Origin of the sequence: Leisingera sp. ANG1, from assembly GCF_000203975.2 — a bacterium.
In the GTDB taxonomy this organism is placed as follows: Bacteria; Pseudomonadota; Alphaproteobacteria; order Rhodobacterales; family Rhodobacteraceae; genus Leisingera.
The window spans coordinates 279,006-295,781 of sequence record NZ_AFCF02000008.1 but is presented as its reverse complement, the minus strand read 5'-3'; the positions used below and the strand labels follow the sequence as shown (position 1 = coordinate 295,781).

At 62.2% G+C, this 16,776-nt stretch carries 20 protein-coding genes and 1 tRNA gene; 10 read left to right on the top strand and 11 right to left on the bottom strand.

Features of this window, described 5'->3' with window-relative positions; all coding sequences use genetic code 11:
- Window positions 1–52: 52 nt before the first annotated feature.
- A complete protein-coding gene (locus tag GC1_RS14075) occupies window positions 53–379 on the top strand; it encodes a hypothetical protein (RefSeq protein WP_019294717.1) in 327 nt (108 codons plus the stop codon).
- 350 nt (window positions 380–729) lie between these two features.
- On the top strand, window positions 730–1,212 hold the full coding sequence (locus GC1_RS14070) for an MmcB family DNA repair protein (protein ID WP_036761719.1): 483 nt from the start codon (window positions 730–732) through the stop codon (window positions 1,210–1,212).
- Between the two features lie 65 nt (window positions 1,213–1,277).
- Here GC1_RS14070 and GC1_RS14065 read toward each other — a convergent pair whose 3' ends face one another.
- Both GC1_RS14065 and GC1_RS14060 read right to left on the bottom strand, forming a co-directional pair.
- Entirely contained in the window at window positions 1,278–2,825 is a 1,548-nt protein-coding gene (locus GC1_RS14065; RefSeq protein ID WP_019294715.1) for a hypothetical protein, read from the bottom strand.
- A gap of 147 nt (window positions 2,826–2,972) precedes the next feature.
- A complete protein-coding gene (locus tag GC1_RS14060; RefSeq protein WP_019294714.1) occupies window positions 2,973–3,158 on the bottom strand; it encodes a DUF6324 family protein in 186 nt (61 codons plus the stop codon).
- Window positions 3,159–3,248: 90 nt separating this feature from the next.
- On the opposite strand from GC1_RS14060, the gene GC1_RS14055 reads away from it, so the two are divergent.
- Window positions 3,249–3,746, top strand: a complete 498-nt coding sequence (locus GC1_RS14055; protein ID WP_019294713.1) for a GNAT family N-acetyltransferase — start codon at window positions 3,249–3,251, stop codon at window positions 3,744–3,746.
- Window positions 3,747–3,922: 176 nt separating this feature from the next.
- Window positions 3,923–3,999 (top strand) — tRNA-His (locus tag GC1_RS14050).
- 226 nt (window positions 4,000–4,225) lie between these two features.
- Here GC1_RS14050 and GC1_RS14045 read toward each other — a convergent pair.
- On the bottom strand, window positions 4,226–4,576 hold the full coding sequence (locus tag GC1_RS14045) for a hypothetical protein (protein ID WP_019294712.1): 351 nt from the start codon (window positions 4,574–4,576) through the stop codon (window positions 4,226–4,228).
- Between the two features lie 152 nt (window positions 4,577–4,728).
- On the opposite strand from GC1_RS14045, the gene GC1_RS14040 reads away from it, so the two are divergent.
- Entirely contained in the window at window positions 4,729–5,304 is a 576-nt protein-coding gene (locus tag GC1_RS14040) for a hypothetical protein (protein ID WP_019294711.1), read from the top strand.
- 11 nt (window positions 5,305–5,315) lie between these two features.
- Here GC1_RS14040 and GC1_RS14035 read toward each other — a convergent pair whose 3' ends face one another.
- Window positions 5,316–5,621 (bottom strand): DUF6476 family protein, encoded by a 306-nt coding sequence (locus tag GC1_RS14035; protein WP_019294710.1) that lies wholly within the window; start codon window positions 5,619–5,621, stop codon window positions 5,316–5,318.
- On the opposite strand from GC1_RS14035, the gene GC1_RS14030 reads away from it, so the two are divergent.
- The 3 genes from GC1_RS14030 (at window position 5,620) to GC1_RS14020 (ending at window position 8,490) form a co-directional block, all read left to right on the top strand.
- Window positions 5,620–6,645 carry an RluA family pseudouridine synthase gene (locus GC1_RS14030; protein ID WP_019294709.1) on the top strand — a complete coding sequence of 342 codons (1,026 nt, stop codon included), beginning with the start codon at window positions 5,620–5,622 and terminating at the stop codon, window positions 6,643–6,645. The genes GC1_RS14035 and GC1_RS14030 overlap by 2 nt on opposite strands.
- Window positions 6,646–6,806: 161 nt before the next feature.
- The gene (gene rpoH, locus GC1_RS14025; RefSeq protein WP_019294708.1) at window positions 6,807–7,703 is read left to right on the top strand and encodes an RNA polymerase sigma factor RpoH; all 897 of its coding nucleotides are present in this window, start codon (window positions 6,807–6,809) and stop codon (window positions 7,701–7,703) included.
- A 517-nt stretch (window positions 7,704–8,220) separates the two neighbouring features.
- The gene (locus GC1_RS14020) at window positions 8,221–8,490 is read left to right on the top strand and encodes a DksA/TraR family C4-type zinc finger protein (protein WP_019294707.1); all 270 of its coding nucleotides are present in this window, start codon (window positions 8,221–8,223) and stop codon (window positions 8,488–8,490) included.
- Between the two features lie 28 nt (window positions 8,491–8,518).
- On the opposite strand, the gene GC1_RS14015 is transcribed toward GC1_RS14020, so the two are convergent.
- Window positions 8,519–9,802, bottom strand: coding sequence for a methyltransferase family protein (locus GC1_RS14015; RefSeq protein WP_162183413.1), 1,284 nt, complete (start codon window positions 9,800–9,802; stop codon window positions 8,519–8,521).
- A gap of 255 nt (window positions 9,803–10,057) precedes the next feature.
- Here GC1_RS14015 and GC1_RS14010 point away from each other — a divergent pair, with 255 nt between their 5' ends.
- Window positions 10,058–11,179 carry a serine/threonine protein kinase gene (locus tag GC1_RS14010; protein ID WP_019294705.1) on the top strand — a complete coding sequence of 374 codons (1,122 nt, stop codon included), beginning with the start codon at window positions 10,058–10,060 and terminating at the stop codon, window positions 11,177–11,179.
- Window positions 11,180–11,293: 114 nt separating this feature from the next.
- On the opposite strand, the gene GC1_RS14005 is transcribed toward GC1_RS14010, so the two are convergent.
- The 6 genes from GC1_RS14005 to GC1_RS13980 all read right to left on the bottom strand — a co-directional run bounded on the left by GC1_RS14005 (window position 11,294) and on the right by GC1_RS13980 (window position 16,093).
- Complete coding sequence (locus tag GC1_RS14005; protein WP_029204651.1) at window positions 11,294–11,686, bottom strand: GFA family protein; 393 nt, start codon at window positions 11,684–11,686, stop codon at window positions 11,294–11,296.
- A gap of 111 nt (window positions 11,687–11,797) precedes the next feature.
- Window positions 11,798–12,259: a DUF995 domain-containing protein gene (locus GC1_RS21970; RefSeq protein ID WP_019294703.1), complete on the bottom strand. Its 462-nt coding sequence runs from the start codon at window positions 12,257–12,259 to the stop codon at window positions 11,798–11,800.
- Window positions 12,260–12,392: 133 nt separating this feature from the next.
- Window positions 12,393–12,872, bottom strand: coding sequence for a GNAT family N-acetyltransferase (locus GC1_RS13995; RefSeq protein WP_019294702.1), 480 nt, complete (start codon window positions 12,870–12,872; stop codon window positions 12,393–12,395).
- On the bottom strand, window positions 12,872–14,692 hold the full coding sequence (locus GC1_RS13990; protein ID WP_019294701.1) for a M3 family oligoendopeptidase: 1,821 nt from the start codon (window positions 14,690–14,692) through the stop codon (window positions 12,872–12,874). The genes GC1_RS13995 and GC1_RS13990 overlap by 1 nt, the downstream gene beginning before the upstream one ends.
- A gap of 148 nt (window positions 14,693–14,840) precedes the next feature.
- Window positions 14,841–15,803 (bottom strand): alpha/beta hydrolase, encoded by a 963-nt coding sequence (locus GC1_RS13985; protein ID WP_019294700.1) that lies wholly within the window; start codon window positions 15,801–15,803, stop codon window positions 14,841–14,843.
- Window positions 15,803–16,093 (bottom strand): SCP2 sterol-binding domain-containing protein, encoded by a 291-nt coding sequence (locus GC1_RS13980; protein ID WP_019294699.1) that lies wholly within the window; start codon window positions 16,091–16,093, stop codon window positions 15,803–15,805. The genes GC1_RS13985 and GC1_RS13980 overlap by 1 nt, the downstream gene beginning before the upstream one ends.
- A 101-nt stretch (window positions 16,094–16,194) precedes the next feature.
- Between GC1_RS13980 and GC1_RS13975 the strand changes: the two genes are divergently transcribed.
- Entirely contained in the window at window positions 16,195–16,761 is a 567-nt protein-coding gene (locus tag GC1_RS13975) for a tetratricopeptide repeat protein (protein ID WP_019294698.1), read from the top strand.
- Window positions 16,762–16,776: the final 15 nt, after the last annotated feature.

The window sequence follows — 16,776 nt, the reverse complement described above, 5'->3', positions numbered from 1 at the left end:
GACGCCGCCGCAAAGGCTGATAACCTCCTCTTGCTTATCTGGGGGACTTGAGATGCCTGAACTGGTGAAAATGTATATCCGCAACGTGGTGATCGGCTTTGGGATCGCTGCGGCTTTTGTGGCAATGCTTCTGTGGTTCAACGTAATGAACCTCTGGGCGCTGGTCTCCGCCTCTGACGTCGGGCTGCTGGCGGTGTTCCTGCTGTGGTTCATGAATGGCATCGTGTTTGCAGGCGTTCAGTTCGCTTGGGCAGTGATGGCCATGGCAGAGAAAAACGATGGCCCCCGCGGTGGCACCCCGGTGGCGCATGATTTCCAGCCAGTGCGCGTCCCGGCAGAGGAAACCTCGCGCCAGCAGCGCCAACTGCGCCGCCGCTGAACCGCTCTCAAGCACACATTCCGCCGCGCTTTCCACCTGGAAGGCGCGGTTTTTGTTTGTGCTGAGGGGAAAAGCGGCGGGACCACCAGTCAACCGTGCGGCTTTGATTCCCGAGGACCTGTATATACAGGTGGGCGCCAGGTAAACGGACCAGGATCCGGACAGAGCCAGCTCCCTCGGAATTGCTTAAGGCCACCGGAATGCTGCCTGTCACGAGAAGGGCAGAACCCGCCAAGCCCGTAAGTAAGCTGCCAGAGGCGCCGATACAAGGGGGCAGGCCGCATCCGGCAGCGTTTCGCGGCAAAAGCGCGGCATTGCATTTTGTTCCCCAATTGTTCACATTTGCCCGCATGATGGAAGATCTGCAACCAGGACAGAAACTCGCCCGCGGCGTGTCGCGCTATCTGCGGTCGCTTGGCTATGCGCCGCTGGAGGAATTCGTGCCGGCCCGCGGGTTGCGAGTTGATGTGATGGCGCTTGGCCCCAAGGGCGAGCTTTGGGTGATCGAATGCAAGTCCAGCCGCGCCGATTTCCAGTCCGACAGCAAGTGGGAGGGGTATTTGGAATGGTGCGACCGCTACTTTTGGGCGGTGGACATGGATTTCCCAACAGAGCTGCTGCCCGACGGCACCGGGCTGATCATTGCCGATCCATACGATGCAGAAATCATCCGCATGGCGCCGGAGGATAAGCTGGCGCCGGCCCGGCGCAAGAAACTGGTTCAGAAGTTCGCCATGGACGCTGCCCGCCGCCTGCAGGTCCTGCGCGATCCGCGTCCGGGCAAGGATGGGCTGCTGATAGGCGGCGCAGCAGAGGAACAGCCGGACTGGTGATCCGGGCTGCGGGCGCCTTGGGCCAGGCAGCGCACCTGCGGCGCGCTGCGGGCGGCTCTGCCGGTTCAGGCCCTTGCGTTCAGCGCGGCGGGCTGGTGCAGCAGCGCTATGGGGGCGTTCGGGTCAGTGGCGACACCAATCGCTCCGCCTTGGGCGACATTGGTGAAGGTAATGCTGCCGCCGGTATCAAAACTCAGTGTCAGCGTGTCGCCGTCGCGGCTGGCGCTATAGGCGGAGGCCCCCATCTCACGCAGCTGCACGACAGCATTTGCGCCCTCTGTCAGCTCGACAGTGTCGTGGCCGTCGCCATGGCTGTACTGCAGAGCCACGGTGCCGCCCTGCAGGGTGAAACGGTCGTCGCCGCTGCCGCCGCGCGCGGCCAGGGTCTCGCCCACCTGCAGAGTGATCTGGTCATCGCCGCTGCCGCCGCTGACCTGCGCATAGTTGCTGAGCGCCTGGCGCATCTTCTCCGCCGCCGGCGCGCCGGGATTGAACGCTGGTGCCGGCCCCTCTTGCCAATCACGCAGGGCGCGTTGCGCCGCGACTGAAATCATGTCGTTGCCCGCACCGCCTCGGATGCGCGACACAAGTGTAGCCGCCACCGCAATGCTGTCATTGCCATCTCCCGCTCGGACCCCGCGAAGTGTGCCCGCCTGGATGGCGATTGCGTCATCGCCGCCGCCAGTGCTGATGTTGCGGGCGTGGCGGGCACGGATCGAGACCGAATCCGCATTGGCAAACTGCGCCTGCCAGCGGCCACGGCCCGGGACGTTCTGGTGCCCGAAGGCGTTGCCCTGCATGCGTCCGAACCTGCGCCCATAGCCAAAGCCGCGGCCTTCAAAAGGCTGGGCGGACGCGCGGTCTGTGTGAATGCCCTGCACAATGCGCCCTTCCAGCGCCACGGCATCAGCCCCGTCGCCGGTGGCAACCTGCCGGATGACATCGGCGCGCAGTTCCACGCTGTCATCGCCTGCGGTTGCCGCCGTACCCGCCACGGTGGCGGGAATGTCCTGCGGCGGGGATTGCGGCTGCTCTGCTGCTGGCTGCACCGGGGCTTCAACCTGTTCTTCGGGCAATCCAGTCAGCAGGATCAGTGCGACAGAATTTTCCGGCCAGGGCTGAGAGGCCAGTGCATGCAGCGCCTTGGCCATTTCAACAATGCGCTTTTCGTAATAGCTGGCTTCCGGGCTGGCCACGCTGGCCTGAGTCACCTCCTGAGGCGGCAGGACCTCCACTTCGGGCACGGGGGCGGGCTGCAGCGCAACGGTCGCCTCCGGTGCAGCGGGTGCTGCTATGGCGCCAGGCTGCGCTGCGGCTTCAGGAGCGGGCGCAGGGGGTGGAACAGGGGCAGGGCTTGCCGGTGCACCGCCCAGTTTCACAACTGCGGTTTGCACCTGCGGTTTCTCCCAGCCGTGCGCCGCCGGCGGCAGTCCTTCCGGTCCGCGGCGGCCCTGGCTGCCGAACAGCCCGTTGGCCTCCTGCTGCAATTCATCGGCGCTCACGCCGAGGGCAGGGTTTATCCCGCCCAGAGAGGCGCTCGCGCCGCTGGTCACGGCGGTCAGCTGCGCCGAATAGAAGAAGGGGGTTGCTGCGCTGCTCGTCAGGTTCACCATTGTACTCACTCCGATAACTGGCTGAGCACAAGGGTGAGCCTTGGGGCTTTAGATAGATATAATAGCTAAAATTGCAGTTCAGAAAATTCGCGTGAAAACAGCGTCGGATTTTCCGAAAGCTTGCCTTATTTGACAGTAAAGCTTGCCTTATTTGACAGTGCGGGCCGCCTGGGCCGCAGCGCGAAGCTCGTCGGCGATCTCTTCGGCTTCTTCCGGGTCAAAGTCCATCGGGATCTCGACGCCGCCCGCCTCGATGAAGATCCGCACCATGCCCTGGTCGGTCGGCCCGATCTGCATGTTTGCTTCCACGTCGCGTTCGGTATTGATGCCCATTTTGCACTCCACTGGCGGCCAGCTGCTTGAATGCTGGTGCTAGCCGGGTGCAGGCTGAAACACAAGTCGGGTTTGCGCTACACTGTCAGCATGATGGATGTAACGCTGCGCCGATTCGCCCCTACTGACATGCAATGGCTGGTGGCCCGCCACCAGGATATCTATGCCCAAGAGGCCGGCTTCGACGGCAGTTTCGGAACGCAGGTCGCGGATATCGTGCACAGCTTCTGCGCAAGTCATGACCCGGTTTGCGAACGCGGCTGGATGGCGGTCAGCGGCAAGGAACGGCTGGGCACGGTGTTCTGCATGAAAAAGACCGAAGACACCGCGCAGCTGCGGCTGTTCCTCCTGACGCCCAAGGCGCGCGGCAAGGGGCTGGGCAAGCGGCTCCTGCGCGACTGCATGGAGTTTGCCCGGGCTGCGGGCTACCGCGGCATGATGCTGAAAACGCATGAAAGCCACCGCACGGCCTGTGCTCTGTACCAGGCCTTCGGCTGGCAGTTGCAGGACAGCCGCGCAGTGCGCAATTACGGTCAGGATCTGGTTGAACAAACCTGGAGCCTGTCGTTTCAGGACGCAGTGGCCTGAGCAGGGGCGGGCGGAAAATTAGGTTTGAATGCAAGCGGTTGTGGACAACTTTCCGCGGTCTCGCCTGTGCCGCCCGGGAACTGGAGAATGTGCAATCTGGTACAGCGGATTTCTGAAACAGAAAGGCGAAAAACCTCTTGCACGCCTCTGGAGCGTGCTATAAACGGCCCCTCAGTGCCGCCTTAGCTCAGTTGGTTAGAGCGCTGGATTGTGGATCCAGAGGTCCCCCGTTCAAGCCGGGGAGGCGGTACCATCTCCCCAAAAAGAATACTGTTCCAGTTCGCCAGACACCGCTTGCTGCTGTCGGTGAGCGGCCCTGTCTGATCGCGTCGGGTGTTGTTTCCTCGGCAGGATGCCTGCTCCGGTCTGGAGGTATGCATACAAGAAGAGGGCCGCCGCACAGAGATGCGGCGGCCCCATCTGGTCCCGGCAGTTATCAGAGCGGAAGTGCCGATTCTTTGCCCAACCGGCAGGAGGGCTTAGTTGCTTCCGGTCGAGGTGGTCGTGGTAGTGGCCGTGCCGTCATCGCCATCGGCAATCAGCGCAATGAACAGGACGCCGCCGATGGCTGCGGCTGCCGTGCCCTCCGTCAGTCCGGTATTCGGCAGGCCGCTGGTATTGGTCTGTGCCACGGCTTCTGCGCCAGGTGCCTGGCAAGTCACTTGAAGCGAACCGTCCGGCAAGTAGCTGGCGGAGACGGGCACACCGGCGCCGCAGGCCAAACGGCGCTTGGCTTCCTCCAGTGCGGGGTCGGCCTGGGCCAGGGCCGCTTGTCCCGCGAGAGTAAGCGGAAGGATGAGTGAAGCTGCCTGCAAGATACTGGTGCGCATGGAAAAACAACCTTATGCTTTACGATGTGTAAAAGTTAACCGGCGGCTTGGCTCCGGGCAATATAGCTGCCTGGCAGCGGCATTGCTCCGGCGGGATGCTGCCAAGATGCGCCGTAGAATGAGCGGTTTCAGACCGTAGCGAGGGTATCAATATGTTTCAGACAGCCATCAGAAACTTGACTGCAGGCATGACCTGCCTGGCAGTGGGGAGCGTTCCGGCTCTGGCTCAGGCCCCGGTGACCTATTCAGTGGTAATTCCTGCGGGCGAGTACGGTTCAGCAGCCTTCCTGGGGGAGCTTTTGGCCACATTGGCTGCGGCCAAGGCGTTTTGCCGGGCCACTGGTGATTCGGCGCTTCAAGTGGACTGCCTGTCGGAACGGCTGGAAACCGCCGCCGGTGGAATCCCGGAAGGCACCGATTATGATGAGGTGCGCGAAGTGCTGAAGGACACTTCCCAGCGGCTCAAGCGGCTGGCACGCCAGAACAGCGATCCGGCCCGGGGCCGGGTCTCTGTGACCAGCACAGCAAACCCGGCGGAACGCACCAGCCGTCCGCTGATCCCAGTCAATTCTGCGGCGCAGGCGGCAGTGAATCTGGAAGCAACCCGCATTCTGGATGAGGCTGCCACAATTCTTTTGCGCAGTGCAGAAGCTGCGCAGGAGCGGCAAACCCAATACGCCCAGATCGCCGCAGCGATCGATTCCAATAAGGTGCTGCTGAGGTCCTGACCGGTCCCGGCTCAGTCGGTGATCTGAACTTCCTGACGCAACGCGCCGCTCTCGCGGTCAAAGATCAGGATACGGTTGTCCTGGCTGACGACGGCGATCCAGTCGCGCCCAAGTGTCACCGCTTCGGCCTCCACGCCCTCGGGCAGGGTGATTTCTGCGGGCAGCGGCGCGTCAGTGTCTTGCAGGCGGATGACAAGCAGCGAGATAATCACTACAAGCCCGCCAATCATCACCACGGTCAGCGTGGTCACCAGCCGCCGCAGGAACCGGATCTGCGGCGGCTCCGTTTGGATTTCGGTCTCGGAAGGATCAGTCATGGGCAGCCGCCGGATTGAGTTTGTCATCGCGGAAAACCCGCCTAAGCGGCTTGATAAAGCGGTTTCGCGCGATGTGCCAGAGGAGGCGTCGCTGTCGCGAACCCGCCTGGCCCGGCTGATCGAGGAGGGCGCGCTGACCGTTGACGGAGCCGTCGTGCAGGACCCCAAGGCCAAAATCGCCGAGGGCGCGCAGATTGCTATCCAGGTGGAAGAGGCCGAGGACAGCCACATCGGCCCAGAGGATATTCCGCTGGAAATCGTGCATGAGGACGACGACCTGATTGTCATCAACAAGCCCGCAGGCATGGTGGTGCATCCGGCGCCGGGCTCGCCTTCCGGCACTCTGGTTAACGCACTGCTGCATCACTTCGGCGGCAACCTTTCCGGCGTCGGCGGGGTCAAACGGCCCGGCATCGTGCACCGGATCGACAAGGAAACCTCGGGTCTCCTCGTGGTGGCCAAATCTGACGCTGCCCACCAGGGGCTGGCGGCGCAGTTCGAGAAGCACACGGTGGAGCGCTACTATCAGGCCGTCTGCTATGGCGTGCCGGACGGCAACGATCCCCGCCTGCGCGGCGTGAAGGGCGCCAGCTTCGAACCCGGAAATATCCTCAAGCTCACGACCCAGCTGGCGCGCCACAAGACCGACCGCCAACGCCAGGCGGTGCTGTTCCAGGGTGGACGCCATGCCGTGACCCGCGCCCGCATCGTCGAAAGTTTCGGCACCCCGCCCAGTCTGGCGCTGATCGAATGCTGGCTGGAAACCGGCCGCACCCACCAGATCCGGGTGCATATGGCCCATGCGGGCCACGGGTTGATCGGTGATCCCACATATGGCGGCCGCCGCAAGCTGGCTGCCAAGACGCTCAGCGAAGCAGGGCAGGCGGCGGTGCAGGCCTTCCCGCGCCAGGCTTTGCATGCGGCGGTTTTGGGGTTTGATCACCCGGTGAGCGGGGAGGCTCTCAGGTTCGAGGCGCCGCTGCCCCCGGATATGGCCGCATTGCTGGACGCCTTGCGCCAGTAAACTGACAGCAAATAAGCGTGTTCCCTCCTGTGACGCAATTCACAGACGAAAAGACTCGGGCTACCATAGAAGAATTCCTTAAGCGGTCCTTGAAAAGGGCTTAGCGCTATCACATATGCGCTAATGTTAAGTCCTTATACATTTTGGGAGGGACACTTTATATGGCGAATTATGCAAACCTGCCTGCCCCGACGCCCGAAGGCGGCCTGAACCGGTATCTCCAGGAAATCCGTAAGTTTCCACTGCTGGAGCCGGAAGAGGAATACATGCTGGCCAAGCGCTGGGTTGAGGAACAGGATGCGGCTTCGGCCCACAAGATGGTCACGTCCCATCTGCGGCTGGCGGCCAAGATCGCCATGGGTTACCGCGGCTATGGCCTGCCGCAGGCCGAAGTGATCTCTGAGGCGAACGTCGGCCTGATGCAGGCGGTGAAACGCTTTGATCCGGAAAAGGGTTTCCGCCTGGCAACCTATGCCATGTGGTGGATCCGTGCCTCGATCCAGGAATATATCCTGCGCTCCTGGTCACTGGTGAAGCTCGGCACCACCTCGGCGCAGAAGAAGCTGTTTTTCAACCTGCGCAAGGCAAAGGCCCGCATCGGCGCGCTTGAGGAGGGCGATTTGCGCCCCGAGAATGTCGCGCAGATTGCTCATGACCTTGGCGTAACAGAGGACGAGGTTATCTCGATGAACCGCCGCATGTCCGGCGGCGATGCGTCCTTGAATGCCACTGTCGGCTCTGAGGGCGAAGGCACCATGCAGTGGCAGGACTGGCTGGAGGATGAAGACGCCGACCAGGCCGGCGATTATGAGGCCCGTGATGAGCTGGAAGCCCGCCGCGAGTTGCTGGCCGAGGCGCTGGACGTGCTGAACGACCGGGAGAAAGACATCCTGACCCAGCGCCGGCTGATGGATCAGGCCGTCACGCTGGAGGACTTGAGCACGCAGTATAATGTCAGCCGCGAACGAATCCGCCAGATTGAAGTGCGCGCGTTTGAAAAGCTGCAGAAGAAGATGCGCGACCTGGCGATGGAAAAAGGCATGCTGAACGGCGCCTGATCCGGAACGCAATAGAACGAATGAAAGGCGGTGCAGTGCACCGCCTTTTTTGTCATCTGACAATGATGCTGGCTTTACGGCAGTGGTTCTGCCGTAATGTTTCGCGCGCGAAACATTTGGTCATATGTGCTGACCTGTCTTGCTGGCAAATGCTGGCGGGGAAACCTGTCTGGCACGGGCCTGGCGAACTGCTGGGTGCGCGGCTGAATGGGCGTGGGCTGGCAGAATTGCTGGCTGAGATGTCTAGACGCGGCTGGCTGAAATCACGCTGGTTGCTGGCGAGGCTTGCTGTCTGGCTGCCCTGACGGGTGGCTGGAGCGCTGGCTGCTTGCGGCCTGGTGATTCTGGCTTGCTTGCAATTTCTGTATTCTGTGTAGCCGGGAGGGGCAGGGAGGTCAACGGAAAATGCAATGAAATCAAATAGTTGATAGATTTACTCGGAAATTGGCGGCAGCCGCCTCTGGTCAGGCAGACCTAGTACGCCTAAATTTACGCCTCTGGCACAGGAGGAAGGGTCATGGCAGGCGGCTGGGCGCAAGACGGCGCGGTGAATGAGCAGATCGAAGCCTCGATCAATGACGAACTGGCACGGATGAAGGCGCAGAAACGCCCCGTTGGTGAAAGCCTGACCCATTGCGCCGAATGTGAGGAGCCGATTCCGGAGAAACGCCGCATCGCCATCCCCGGCGTCAAGCTGTGCATCGAGTGCCAGCAGGAGCGCGACGGCGCCCAGCAGGCCCGCGGCGGCATCAACCGGCGCGGCTCCAAGGACAGCCAGCTGAAGTAATCATACCTGGCGTCAGCGCCCGAGGGGTCTACCGGGCAGGGGCGGTTTCGGGCGGCGAATACCGCAGCGCCGGCAGAACGCGGCCCAGCCAGCGCAGCTTGCCGTGCTGCTCAATCCACATGGCATAGGCCACATAGGCCGGGTCCTCGGACAAGTGCCGCTCCTCCGCCTTGGCGCGTAGCAGGTAGATGCCGTTGATCCCAAGAAGCAGCAGCGACAGGCGCAGCGCTTCGCCTGCCCCTTCAGTGGTGAAAAACGGCACTGACAACAGCCACCAGGAGATGTTCTTAAACAGATAGGACGGGTGCCGGGTCCAGCGGTAGGGGCCGTTGGTGATGATGCCGCGGTGCGTCAGGTTGGAAAACCGGATGCCAAAGGAGGCATTGGCCCAGGCCCACAGCAGCTTGGCCGCAATGATGACGCTGCCCCACAGTGCAACTCCAGGACCCCAGCCGCCCAGCATGTCCAGCCAGCCCAATCCATCGTTGTAGTCCAGGTACTTGCGCCCGATGATCGAGAAGAACGGTACATACATTGCCAGCGTCACCGCCCAGCCCCAGAACAGCGGGTTGCAGGAGCGGATGTGGGAATTGGTAAGCCTGAGTGTCAGAACATAGCCGATGCTGACAAAGGCCAGGTCGATGCCAACTGTCAGGCGTCCCATGTAGTGGACGAAGGCGGGGAAGGTATCCACCGCGGCGGCCAGCGGGGTTTTCAGCAGATAGGCGGCGTTGCCGCTGAAATAGACAAACATCAGCGGCAGGAAGAACCCTTTGATAAGCCAGCCTAGGGCATAGTCCCGCAGAACCTCCCAATCCACCTTGTCCAGCTGCCCAAGAATCAGATGGCCCGCATGCTGGTAACCGTCGCCGGGGGCCTCCATCCGCAAATCCACCACGATGAAATAGGGCACTGCCAGAGCCAGAAGAACCGGCAGAGCGATGCGGCAGGCCTCCCAGAACGGTGTATAGAAACTCCGGTGGTATTCCGGAAACAGCCAATAGGCGGCAGCGATCACGGCCAGCGTGCCGCAAAGCCCGGCCAGCTTCTGCAGGATCCGCGGCCAGTTGATCTGCTTCTGCCCAAGACGGCCAAGCCCGGTCGCCGGGTCTGAACATGTCCTTAGCCAAAGCAGCTCATGCCCCAGCATCGGCAATGCGGTTGCCAGCATTGCGATTATCCCCGCCTCAACCCTCCCGGTACCGCTGCCGTGCAGCAGGACCAAAGCAGAGACATAGCCCGCCAGCCCAAGCAGCATTGTAAACTGGCTGGTGGCCGAGGGTGGCGGGGCTGACGCGGGCCTGTCACTCATTCTGCTGAAACCGGTTTTGATGTCACTGTCTCCTGACCCTAGCCCGTTCTGCGGCAGTTTCATCCCTCGCCGCCGCGAACGGCCAAAGCCTCTTCCCCGCTTGCCCCGGCAGTGATATATCCTGCGCCGGGCTCACAGGCGATGGCGTCGCCGCAGACAGACTGCTCTGGCCCTTAACCACGCTCCTGTACGCCGGGACTTTCAATCGGGAGATTGAAGGCCCCGCCTTTGCCTCCCAAGACAAGGGAGGCATTCATGGCCTGGTCGCCGGAAAAAACTGAAGTCAAAAGCTGGAATGAATGGGACACGCTGCGCCATGTGATCGTGGGCCGTGCCGATGATTGCCACATCCCGCCGGAGGAGCCCGCGCTGGATGCCAAGGTGCCTGAAGACAGCGACATGCGCGGCCAGTGGGGCCGCCGCCCGCAGGAAACCATCGACCGCGCTAATGAGCTGCTGGACAACTTCGCCGATCAGCTGCGCGGCCGCGGCATCCGGGTGGACCGCCCGGTCTCCATCGATCATTCCCAGCCGGTGACCACGCCGGACTTCCACACCGACAGCCAGTTCGGCTGCATGCCGCCGCGCGACGTGCTGCTGACCGTCGGCCATGAGATGCTCGAAGCCACCATGTCCTACCGCTGCCGCTGGTTCGAATACCTGAACTACAGGCCGCTGCTGAAGCAGTACTGGGAGGAGGACCCGAACTTCCGCCACGAGGCCGCCCCCAAACCGCGCCTTACGGATGCGGACTACCACCCGGATTACCTCAGCGAAAAGATCGGCGAGGCCAAGCGCCTGGAATGGGCGGCAGAGAAGTTCTTTGTCACCACCGAGGAAGAGCCCTTGTTCGATGCCGCCGACGTGCTGCGCTTTGGCAAGGATCTGGTGGTGCAGCATGGCTTCACCACCAACCTCAAGGGTATCGAATGGCTGCGCCGCCATTTCCCGGATCACCGGGTGCATACGGTGAACTTCCCGGGCGACCCGTACCCGATCCACATCGACGCCACCTTCACGCCGCTGCGTCCGGGTCTGATCCTGAACAACCCGCAGCGCCGCCTGCCGGAGGAGCAGCGCGCGATGTTCACCAAGAACGGCTGGGACATTGTCGATGCGGCTCAGCCCGCCCACAACACCCCGCCGCCGCTGTGTTATTCCTCGACCTGGCTGTCGATGAATGTGCTGGTGCTGGACCCGAAAACCGTCTGCGTCGAGAAATCCGAGGTCTACCAGGCGGAACAGATGGACAAGCTGGGTATGGAAGTGGTCGAGGTCGAGCTGCGCGACGCCTATGCCTTTGGCGGCGGTCTGCATTGCTGTACCGCGGATGTCTACCGCGACGGGGAGTGTGAAGACTATTTCCCGCATCAATAAGGCCCTCTGGGACCCCCTGCGCCGTTACCCGGCGCGGGAAACGGCTAGGAAAACATGCGTTTTCCTGGCCGGAATTCTTGCAGAATTCCGGTTGCGCTACGTCCGGAGCGCCGGTCAGAGGTATTCCGGCCCGGTGCGCTTGAGCAGCCCGTCGTCGCTGTTGAACCAGCAGAGCTTCTCTTCATGGGCGACATGCAGGGCCGGGGCAAAGGCCTCCGGGTCCGCCATCGCCGCAACATAGAAATGCATGGTGCCGGACATCGCCTGCGAGCGGAACGACATGGGCGAGCCGCAGGTGCCGCAAAATGTCCGCTCTACTCCCGGGGATGACCGGAACAGTTTCGGCTCTTCTCCGGTCCATTGCCACTGGCCGTCGGTGACGCCGATATAGGTGGTCATCGGCGCCGAACATTGCCTTCGGCAGCTCTCGCAATGGCAGTTCACGACCGACAAGACCGGCAGCTCCACCTCAAATGTCACCGATCCGCACAGGCAGCGTCCATGCATGGGGGCCTCCCTTGGCTGATGGGATCATCCTTGGGCATGGGGTGCTGCATGTCTGGAATGTTTGCGAAGCCGATGCGGCTGGCAGCGTCATTTGACGCCTGATGAGTGCCTTTATACCCCGTAGCGTTTTCTCAGCTTGCGTACCCGAGAACTGATCTTGTTCCCTGGCTTGATGCGCTCAGCAAACTCTCTAGTCGGCTTGTACCAGGACTTGTCCTTGTCGCTGTACTTCCATAGCTGGCCCTGACTGTCGGCGACGTGGCGGAAGCACTCCTTGCGCTGTTTGCCTGGTTCGTCTTTGCCGTGGTACCAGAGGGCTTCATAACAAAGATTGCCCTTGGAGGTTGCATACCATTTGCCGAGGCCGACGCTGTCTTCCCAGATAGCTTGAAAGCTGCCGTCTGGCGCCCAATAGGTGCCGCCCTTGCTCCAGATCCAGGTTTTCCCGGCGTACAGCTTGGCGATGGTTTCACCGCTGACCCCGTTCTTTTTGTCTGGGCCAGCCGCAGAAGCTGGTGCTGCTGCAATGATCGACGCAAACGCCAAAACGCAGATTTTCTTGAACACAGACATCACTTGTACCCTCCAACTGGTGAACGGAGTGACTATACCATAAATTGTTCGGAAATCCGACGGCGTGATTGCAAGCTGTATTAGATTTTGCTGCTTAGAGTGGCCGCCCCTGGTAGCGAATTAGGGTGCAGGTTTAGCCCTGCGGCAGCGCCATCCGCAGGATGTGCTGCGGGCCTGCAAGGCCGTGCGGGTAGATGCCCCCTGTATCCTGAAACCCGCCTTTCAGGTAGCAGCGGACTGCCGCAGGATTCTGCATGTTGACCGTCAGCACCACGGCAGGACGATCCGGGTATTGGGCGGGCAGGTAGGTTTTCAGGGCCGCTACGGCGGCAGTGGCATAACCTTTGCCCTGCGCGCGGCGATCAATCATGAAGCCGCGTAGGCCCAGGGTATTTGCCTCCGCGAAATCATAGGTCTCATGATAAAGACGGTCTGTTTTGAAGAACCCGACCGCGCGGGTGCCGTCGAGGATGGCGTGAAAATCCACGCCGTCCTCATCTTCTCCAAAAGCCTGCGCTACGGTGCCGGAAAAACGGATTTGATCCGGTTCAACCTCAATACGGCTTACCAGGTCAAACTCGCTGCGGGCCACCGGGCGCAGGGCTATTGGCATCAGTCTTCCATCGCTTCCAGCTCGTCAATGAAGCCGGAGATCATCGAAAGGCCCTTGTCCCAGAACTTGGGATCGGTGGCGTCGAGGCCGAAGGGCGCCAGCAGCTCCTTGTGGTGCTTGGAACCGCCGGCCTTGAGCATCTCGAAATACTTGTCCTCGAACCCTTCGCCGCCCTCGGCATAGACCGAGTAGAGCGCGTTCACCAGACCATCGCCGAAGGCATAGGCGTAGACATAGAAGGGTGAATGCACGAAGTGCGGGATATAGGCCCAGAAGGTCTCGTAGCCGTCCATATATTCAAAGGCTTCGCCCAGGCTTTCCGCCTGCACCGACATCCAGATGGCGTTGATGTCATCCGGGGTCAGTTCGCCGCCGCGGCGGGCTTCGTGCAGCTTGCATTCAAAGTCATAGAAGGCGATCTGGCGCACCACCGTGTTGATCATGTCCTCGACCTTGCCCGCCAGCAGCACCTTGCGCTGCTCCTTGGTTTCGGCCTTGTCGAGCATCTTGCGGAAGGTGAGCATCTCGCCGAACACAGACGCGGTTTCCGCCAGGGTCAGCGGGGTGGAGGACAGCATTTCGCCCTGTTCCGCCGCCAGCACCTGATGCACGCCGTGGCCCAGCTCATGCGCCAGGGTCATCACGTCGCGCGGCTTGCCCAGGTAGTTCAGCATCACATAGGGGTGCACGTTTGTGACGGTGGGGTGGGCAAAAGCGCCAGGGGCCTTGCCGGGTTTCACGCCGGCGTCGATCCAGCCGTCCGAGAAGAACGGCGCGGCAATCTCACCCATGCGGGGATCAAAGGCGTTGTAGGCCTCCATCACCGTCTTTTCAGCCTCATCCCAGCCGATGGTGCGGGTATCCTCCAGCGGCAGCGGCGCGTTGCGGTCCCAGACCTGCATCACGTCCAGCCCCAGCCATTTGCGCTTCAGCTCATAATAGCGGTGGGAAAGCTTGGGGTAGGCGGCAACCACTGCCTCGCGCAGCGCCTCGACGACCTCGGGCTCCACGTCGTTGGAGAGGTGGCGGCCGGTCTGGGCGCTGGGCATGCCGCGCCAGCGGTCGATGATTTCCTTTTCCTTGGCCTGGGTGTTGTGGACACGGGCGAAGGTCTTGATGTTCTCAGCAAAGACGCGCGCCAGTTCGCGGGCTGCGGCCTCGCGCTTGCTGCGGTCCTGCTCAGTCAGCAGGTTCAGGGTGCCTTCGATGTTCAGCTCTTCGCCGTTCACGGTGAAGGTGAGGCCCGCGATGGTCTCGTCAAACAGCTTTTCCCAGGCGTCGCCGACAATGCCGAGATCATGCATGAATTTCTCCAGCTCATCCGACAGCTGGTAGGGCTTCATCGAGCGGATGCGGCGGAAAACGCTGTCATAGCGCGCCAGTTCCGCATTGGCGGCCAGATGCGCGTTCATCACGCTGTCTTCGATCCGGTTCAGTTCCAGCGTGAAGAACACCAGCGGGGTGGTGGCGATGGTGACCTTTTCCTGGCAATCGGACAGAAAGGCCGCGCGGTCGGCGTCGGTGGTCAGCTGGTAATAGCGCAGGCCCGCAAAGGACATGATGCGGCCGGCGATGTTGTTGATCTTCTCATTGCGCTGCACGCATTCCAGCAGCCCGTCTGCATCCAGATCAGCGAGCTTGCCCTCGTAATCGGCGGCAAATGCGGCGCATTCCTTCTCCAGCCACTCCAGGTCGCGGGCCAGTTCGGGGGCGTCCTCAGACGCGTAAAGATCGCTGAGGTCCCATTCCGGCAGATCGCCGAGGCCGCCGGAACCGGCAGTGGCGTTTGCGTCGCGGACGGGGAAGGGAAGCTGGAACATGGGGGCTCCTGTCATGAGAAATTCTTTGACCCAACATCTAAGGGCGGGCTTGCGGGATCACAAGCAGGCCGGACGCCGGGCCGCAAGAGAATGGCATTTTCGGGTAAGAGCCGGGTAAACGGGGCGTACGCAGCCCAGGCAACGGGGGTCAGCGGCTGTACTGATCAAACAAGCGGCACATGCGGGAAAACACATGGGCGCGGATTTCCGGGGTTTCCATCATCACCTCGTGCTGCCCCCCTTTGATCAGGTCCAGCTCGCCGCCCGGCCAGCGGTTCATGCGGTCGTGAATGGCGCCGGGATTGACGATCTGCTCGTCAGTGCCGAGGAAGGTGATGCAGGGCAGGGCGGGGGAGGGCATCGCTGCCAGTTCCGCGCATTCCTGCAGGCTGACCCGCAGCCATTGGATGGTGGGACCGCCAAGCGCCAGATCCGGCTGGGCTTCCAGTTGGGCGTGCATCAGCTTGTACATTTCCGGATCGGTGGTCAGCGTGTTGCCCTCGAACGGGGTTATCTGCACGTATTGCTCCAACGCGGTGGTCGGCAGCAGCCGTTCGTCCAAACGCAGCAGCGGCGCGATGCCGCCAAGGGCACGTACCAGCGGCCGCAGCAGCGGCGGGATCTGGATGCCCCACATCGGGCCGGTGAAGGCGCAGGAGTTGACCTCCAGCCCCTCGATCAGGGCGCGCAGGCCGATGGCGCCGCCCATTGAATGGCCAACCAGGTGCCAGGGCCGGGGCAGGTCCAATTGCGCGGCCAGCGCGGCCAGCGCCTGCACATCTTTCTGGAAATCGGTGAAATGGCCGACATGGCCTAGCCGCCGTTCGGCCAGCATCCGTCCGGCAAGCCCCTGACCGCGCCAGTCCACGGTCAGGGTGGCATAGCCGCGGGCGGCAAACTCGGCCGCGGCGGTCCCGTATTTCTCGATATATTCCGTACGTCCGGGGAACAGCAGGACCGTGCCCTTTGCCTCCCCTTCAGGACGCCAGTGGCCCGCACGGATGCGCAGGCCATCTGAGGTGTGCACCCAGTGGGCTTCCCCGCCTGCCGGTCCCTGCGCGATTTCCGCAAACAAGGGGGCGGGCTGGAGGTCCACCGGGGTTCCGTCCATCAGGCCAGCGCCGAGGCGAGCTGCATCGCCGTGCCCATGTCGCCGTCAATGGTCAGCTTGCCGGACATGAAGGCCGCGGTCGGGTTCAGGTCGCCCTCAAGGATCGACTGGAACGTGTCGGCGTCGGCGGACATGGTCACGTCGGCCTCTTCATCGGCGACGCGGGCGCCGGAGCTGTCCAGCATGATGGCGCCCAGGCCTTCGATCTGGAATTTGGCGGAGGCGGTGAATTCGCCTGCATCCAGTTTGCCGTTCAGGGCCTCAGCTGCCTGTTCAAGGGTAACGCTCATCTTGATCCTCAATCTGTTTTGCGCGCCTTATAGCACAAACCTGTGAAGCCATAGCAGCTATTACTGGTAAATGCAGCGCGCGGGATTACACTGGGGGCATCATGGTGGCAAATTTCCCAAAGCTCAAAGCTATCGTGGCGGCAACGGCTGCCATGGCCGCGCTTTCCCTGCCTGGCAGTGGTGCCGCGCAGGCGCTGTCTGCCGAGGTGCTGCTGCAGGATCTGGCGCAGTCCGAAGCATCGGAGGCCGCGGCGATTGACCGCGAGCTGCAGGCGCTGTGGGCCAGGAGCGGTTCTCCTTCAATGGACCTGCTGCTGCGGCGGGGACGGGACGCGATGGAACGCGGCGACCTGCAGGAGGCGGTGGAGCATCTGACCGCGCTGACCGATCACGCGCCAGGCTTTGCCCGCGGCTGGTATGAACGCGCGCGGGTTTACTTCGAGATCGGCCTCTACGGCCCTTCGATAGCGGATCTGGAACGGTCGCTGGCACTGAACCCGCAGGACTACAACGCGGTCTATGCGCTGGGCGTGGTGTTTGAGCAGTTCCGCCAGCCGGAACGCGCCTATGAGGCCTACCAGCGCGCCAAGGCTATACATCCGCACCACGAGGAAGTAAACAGCGCCCTCGAACGTCTGAGGCCCTCGATCGAGGGCAGGGAACTGTAAGCCCCGCTGGGGCGC

Coding starts and splice junctions, on each gene's coding strand:
- GC1_RS14075 (WP_019294717.1), top strand. CDS start 53: ATGCCTGAACTGGTGAAAATGTATATCCGCAACGTGGTGATCGGCTTT.
- GC1_RS14070 (WP_036761719.1), top strand. CDS start 730: ATGATGGAAGATCTGCAACCAGGACAGAAACTCGCCCGCGGCGTGTCG.
- GC1_RS14065 (WP_019294715.1), bottom strand. CDS start 2,825: ATGGTGAACCTGACGAGCAGCGCAGCAACCCCCTTCTTCTATTCGGCG.
- GC1_RS14060 (WP_019294714.1), bottom strand. CDS start 3,158: ATGGGCATCAATACCGAACGCGACGTGGAAGCAAACATGCAGATCGGG.
- GC1_RS14055 (WP_019294713.1), top strand. CDS start 3,249: ATGATGGATGTAACGCTGCGCCGATTCGCCCCTACTGACATGCAATGG.
- GC1_RS14045 (WP_019294712.1), bottom strand. CDS start 4,576: ATGCGCACCAGTATCTTGCAGGCAGCTTCACTCATCCTTCCGCTTACT.
- GC1_RS14040 (WP_019294711.1), top strand. CDS start 4,729: ATGTTTCAGACAGCCATCAGAAACTTGACTGCAGGCATGACCTGCCTG.
- GC1_RS14030 (WP_019294709.1), top strand. CDS start 5,620: ATGGGCAGCCGCCGGATTGAGTTTGTCATCGCGGAAAACCCGCCTAAG.
- GC1_RS14035 (WP_019294710.1), bottom strand. CDS start 5,621: ATGACTGATCCTTCCGAGACCGAAATCCAAACGGAGCCGCCGCAGATC.
- rpoH (WP_019294708.1), top strand. CDS start 6,807: ATGGCGAATTATGCAAACCTGCCTGCCCCGACGCCCGAAGGCGGCCTG.
- GC1_RS14020 (WP_019294707.1), top strand. CDS start 8,221: ATGGCAGGCGGCTGGGCGCAAGACGGCGCGGTGAATGAGCAGATCGAA.
- GC1_RS14015 (WP_162183413.1), bottom strand. CDS start 9,802: ATGAGTGACAGGCCCGCGTCAGCCCCGCCACCCTCGGCCACCAGCCAG.
- GC1_RS14010 (WP_019294705.1), top strand. CDS start 10,058: ATGGCCTGGTCGCCGGAAAAAACTGAAGTCAAAAGCTGGAATGAATGG.
- GC1_RS14005 (WP_029204651.1), bottom strand. CDS start 11,686: ATGCATGGACGCTGCCTGTGCGGATCGGTGACATTTGAGGTGGAGCTG.
- GC1_RS21970 (WP_019294703.1), bottom strand. CDS start 12,259: ATGTCTGTGTTCAAGAAAATCTGCGTTTTGGCGTTTGCGTCGATCATT.
- GC1_RS13995 (WP_019294702.1), bottom strand. CDS start 12,872: ATGCCAATAGCCCTGCGCCCGGTGGCCCGCAGCGAGTTTGACCTGGTA.
- GC1_RS13990 (WP_019294701.1), bottom strand. CDS start 14,692: ATGTTCCAGCTTCCCTTCCCCGTCCGCGACGCAAACGCCACTGCCGGT.
- GC1_RS13985 (WP_019294700.1), bottom strand. CDS start 15,803: ATGGACGGAACCCCGGTGGACCTCCAGCCCGCCCCCTTGTTTGCGGAA.
- GC1_RS13980 (WP_019294699.1), bottom strand. CDS start 16,093: ATGAGCGTTACCCTTGAACAGGCAGCTGAGGCCCTGAACGGCAAACTG.
- GC1_RS13975 (WP_019294698.1), top strand. CDS start 16,195: ATGGTGGCAAATTTCCCAAAGCTCAAAGCTATCGTGGCGGCAACGGCT.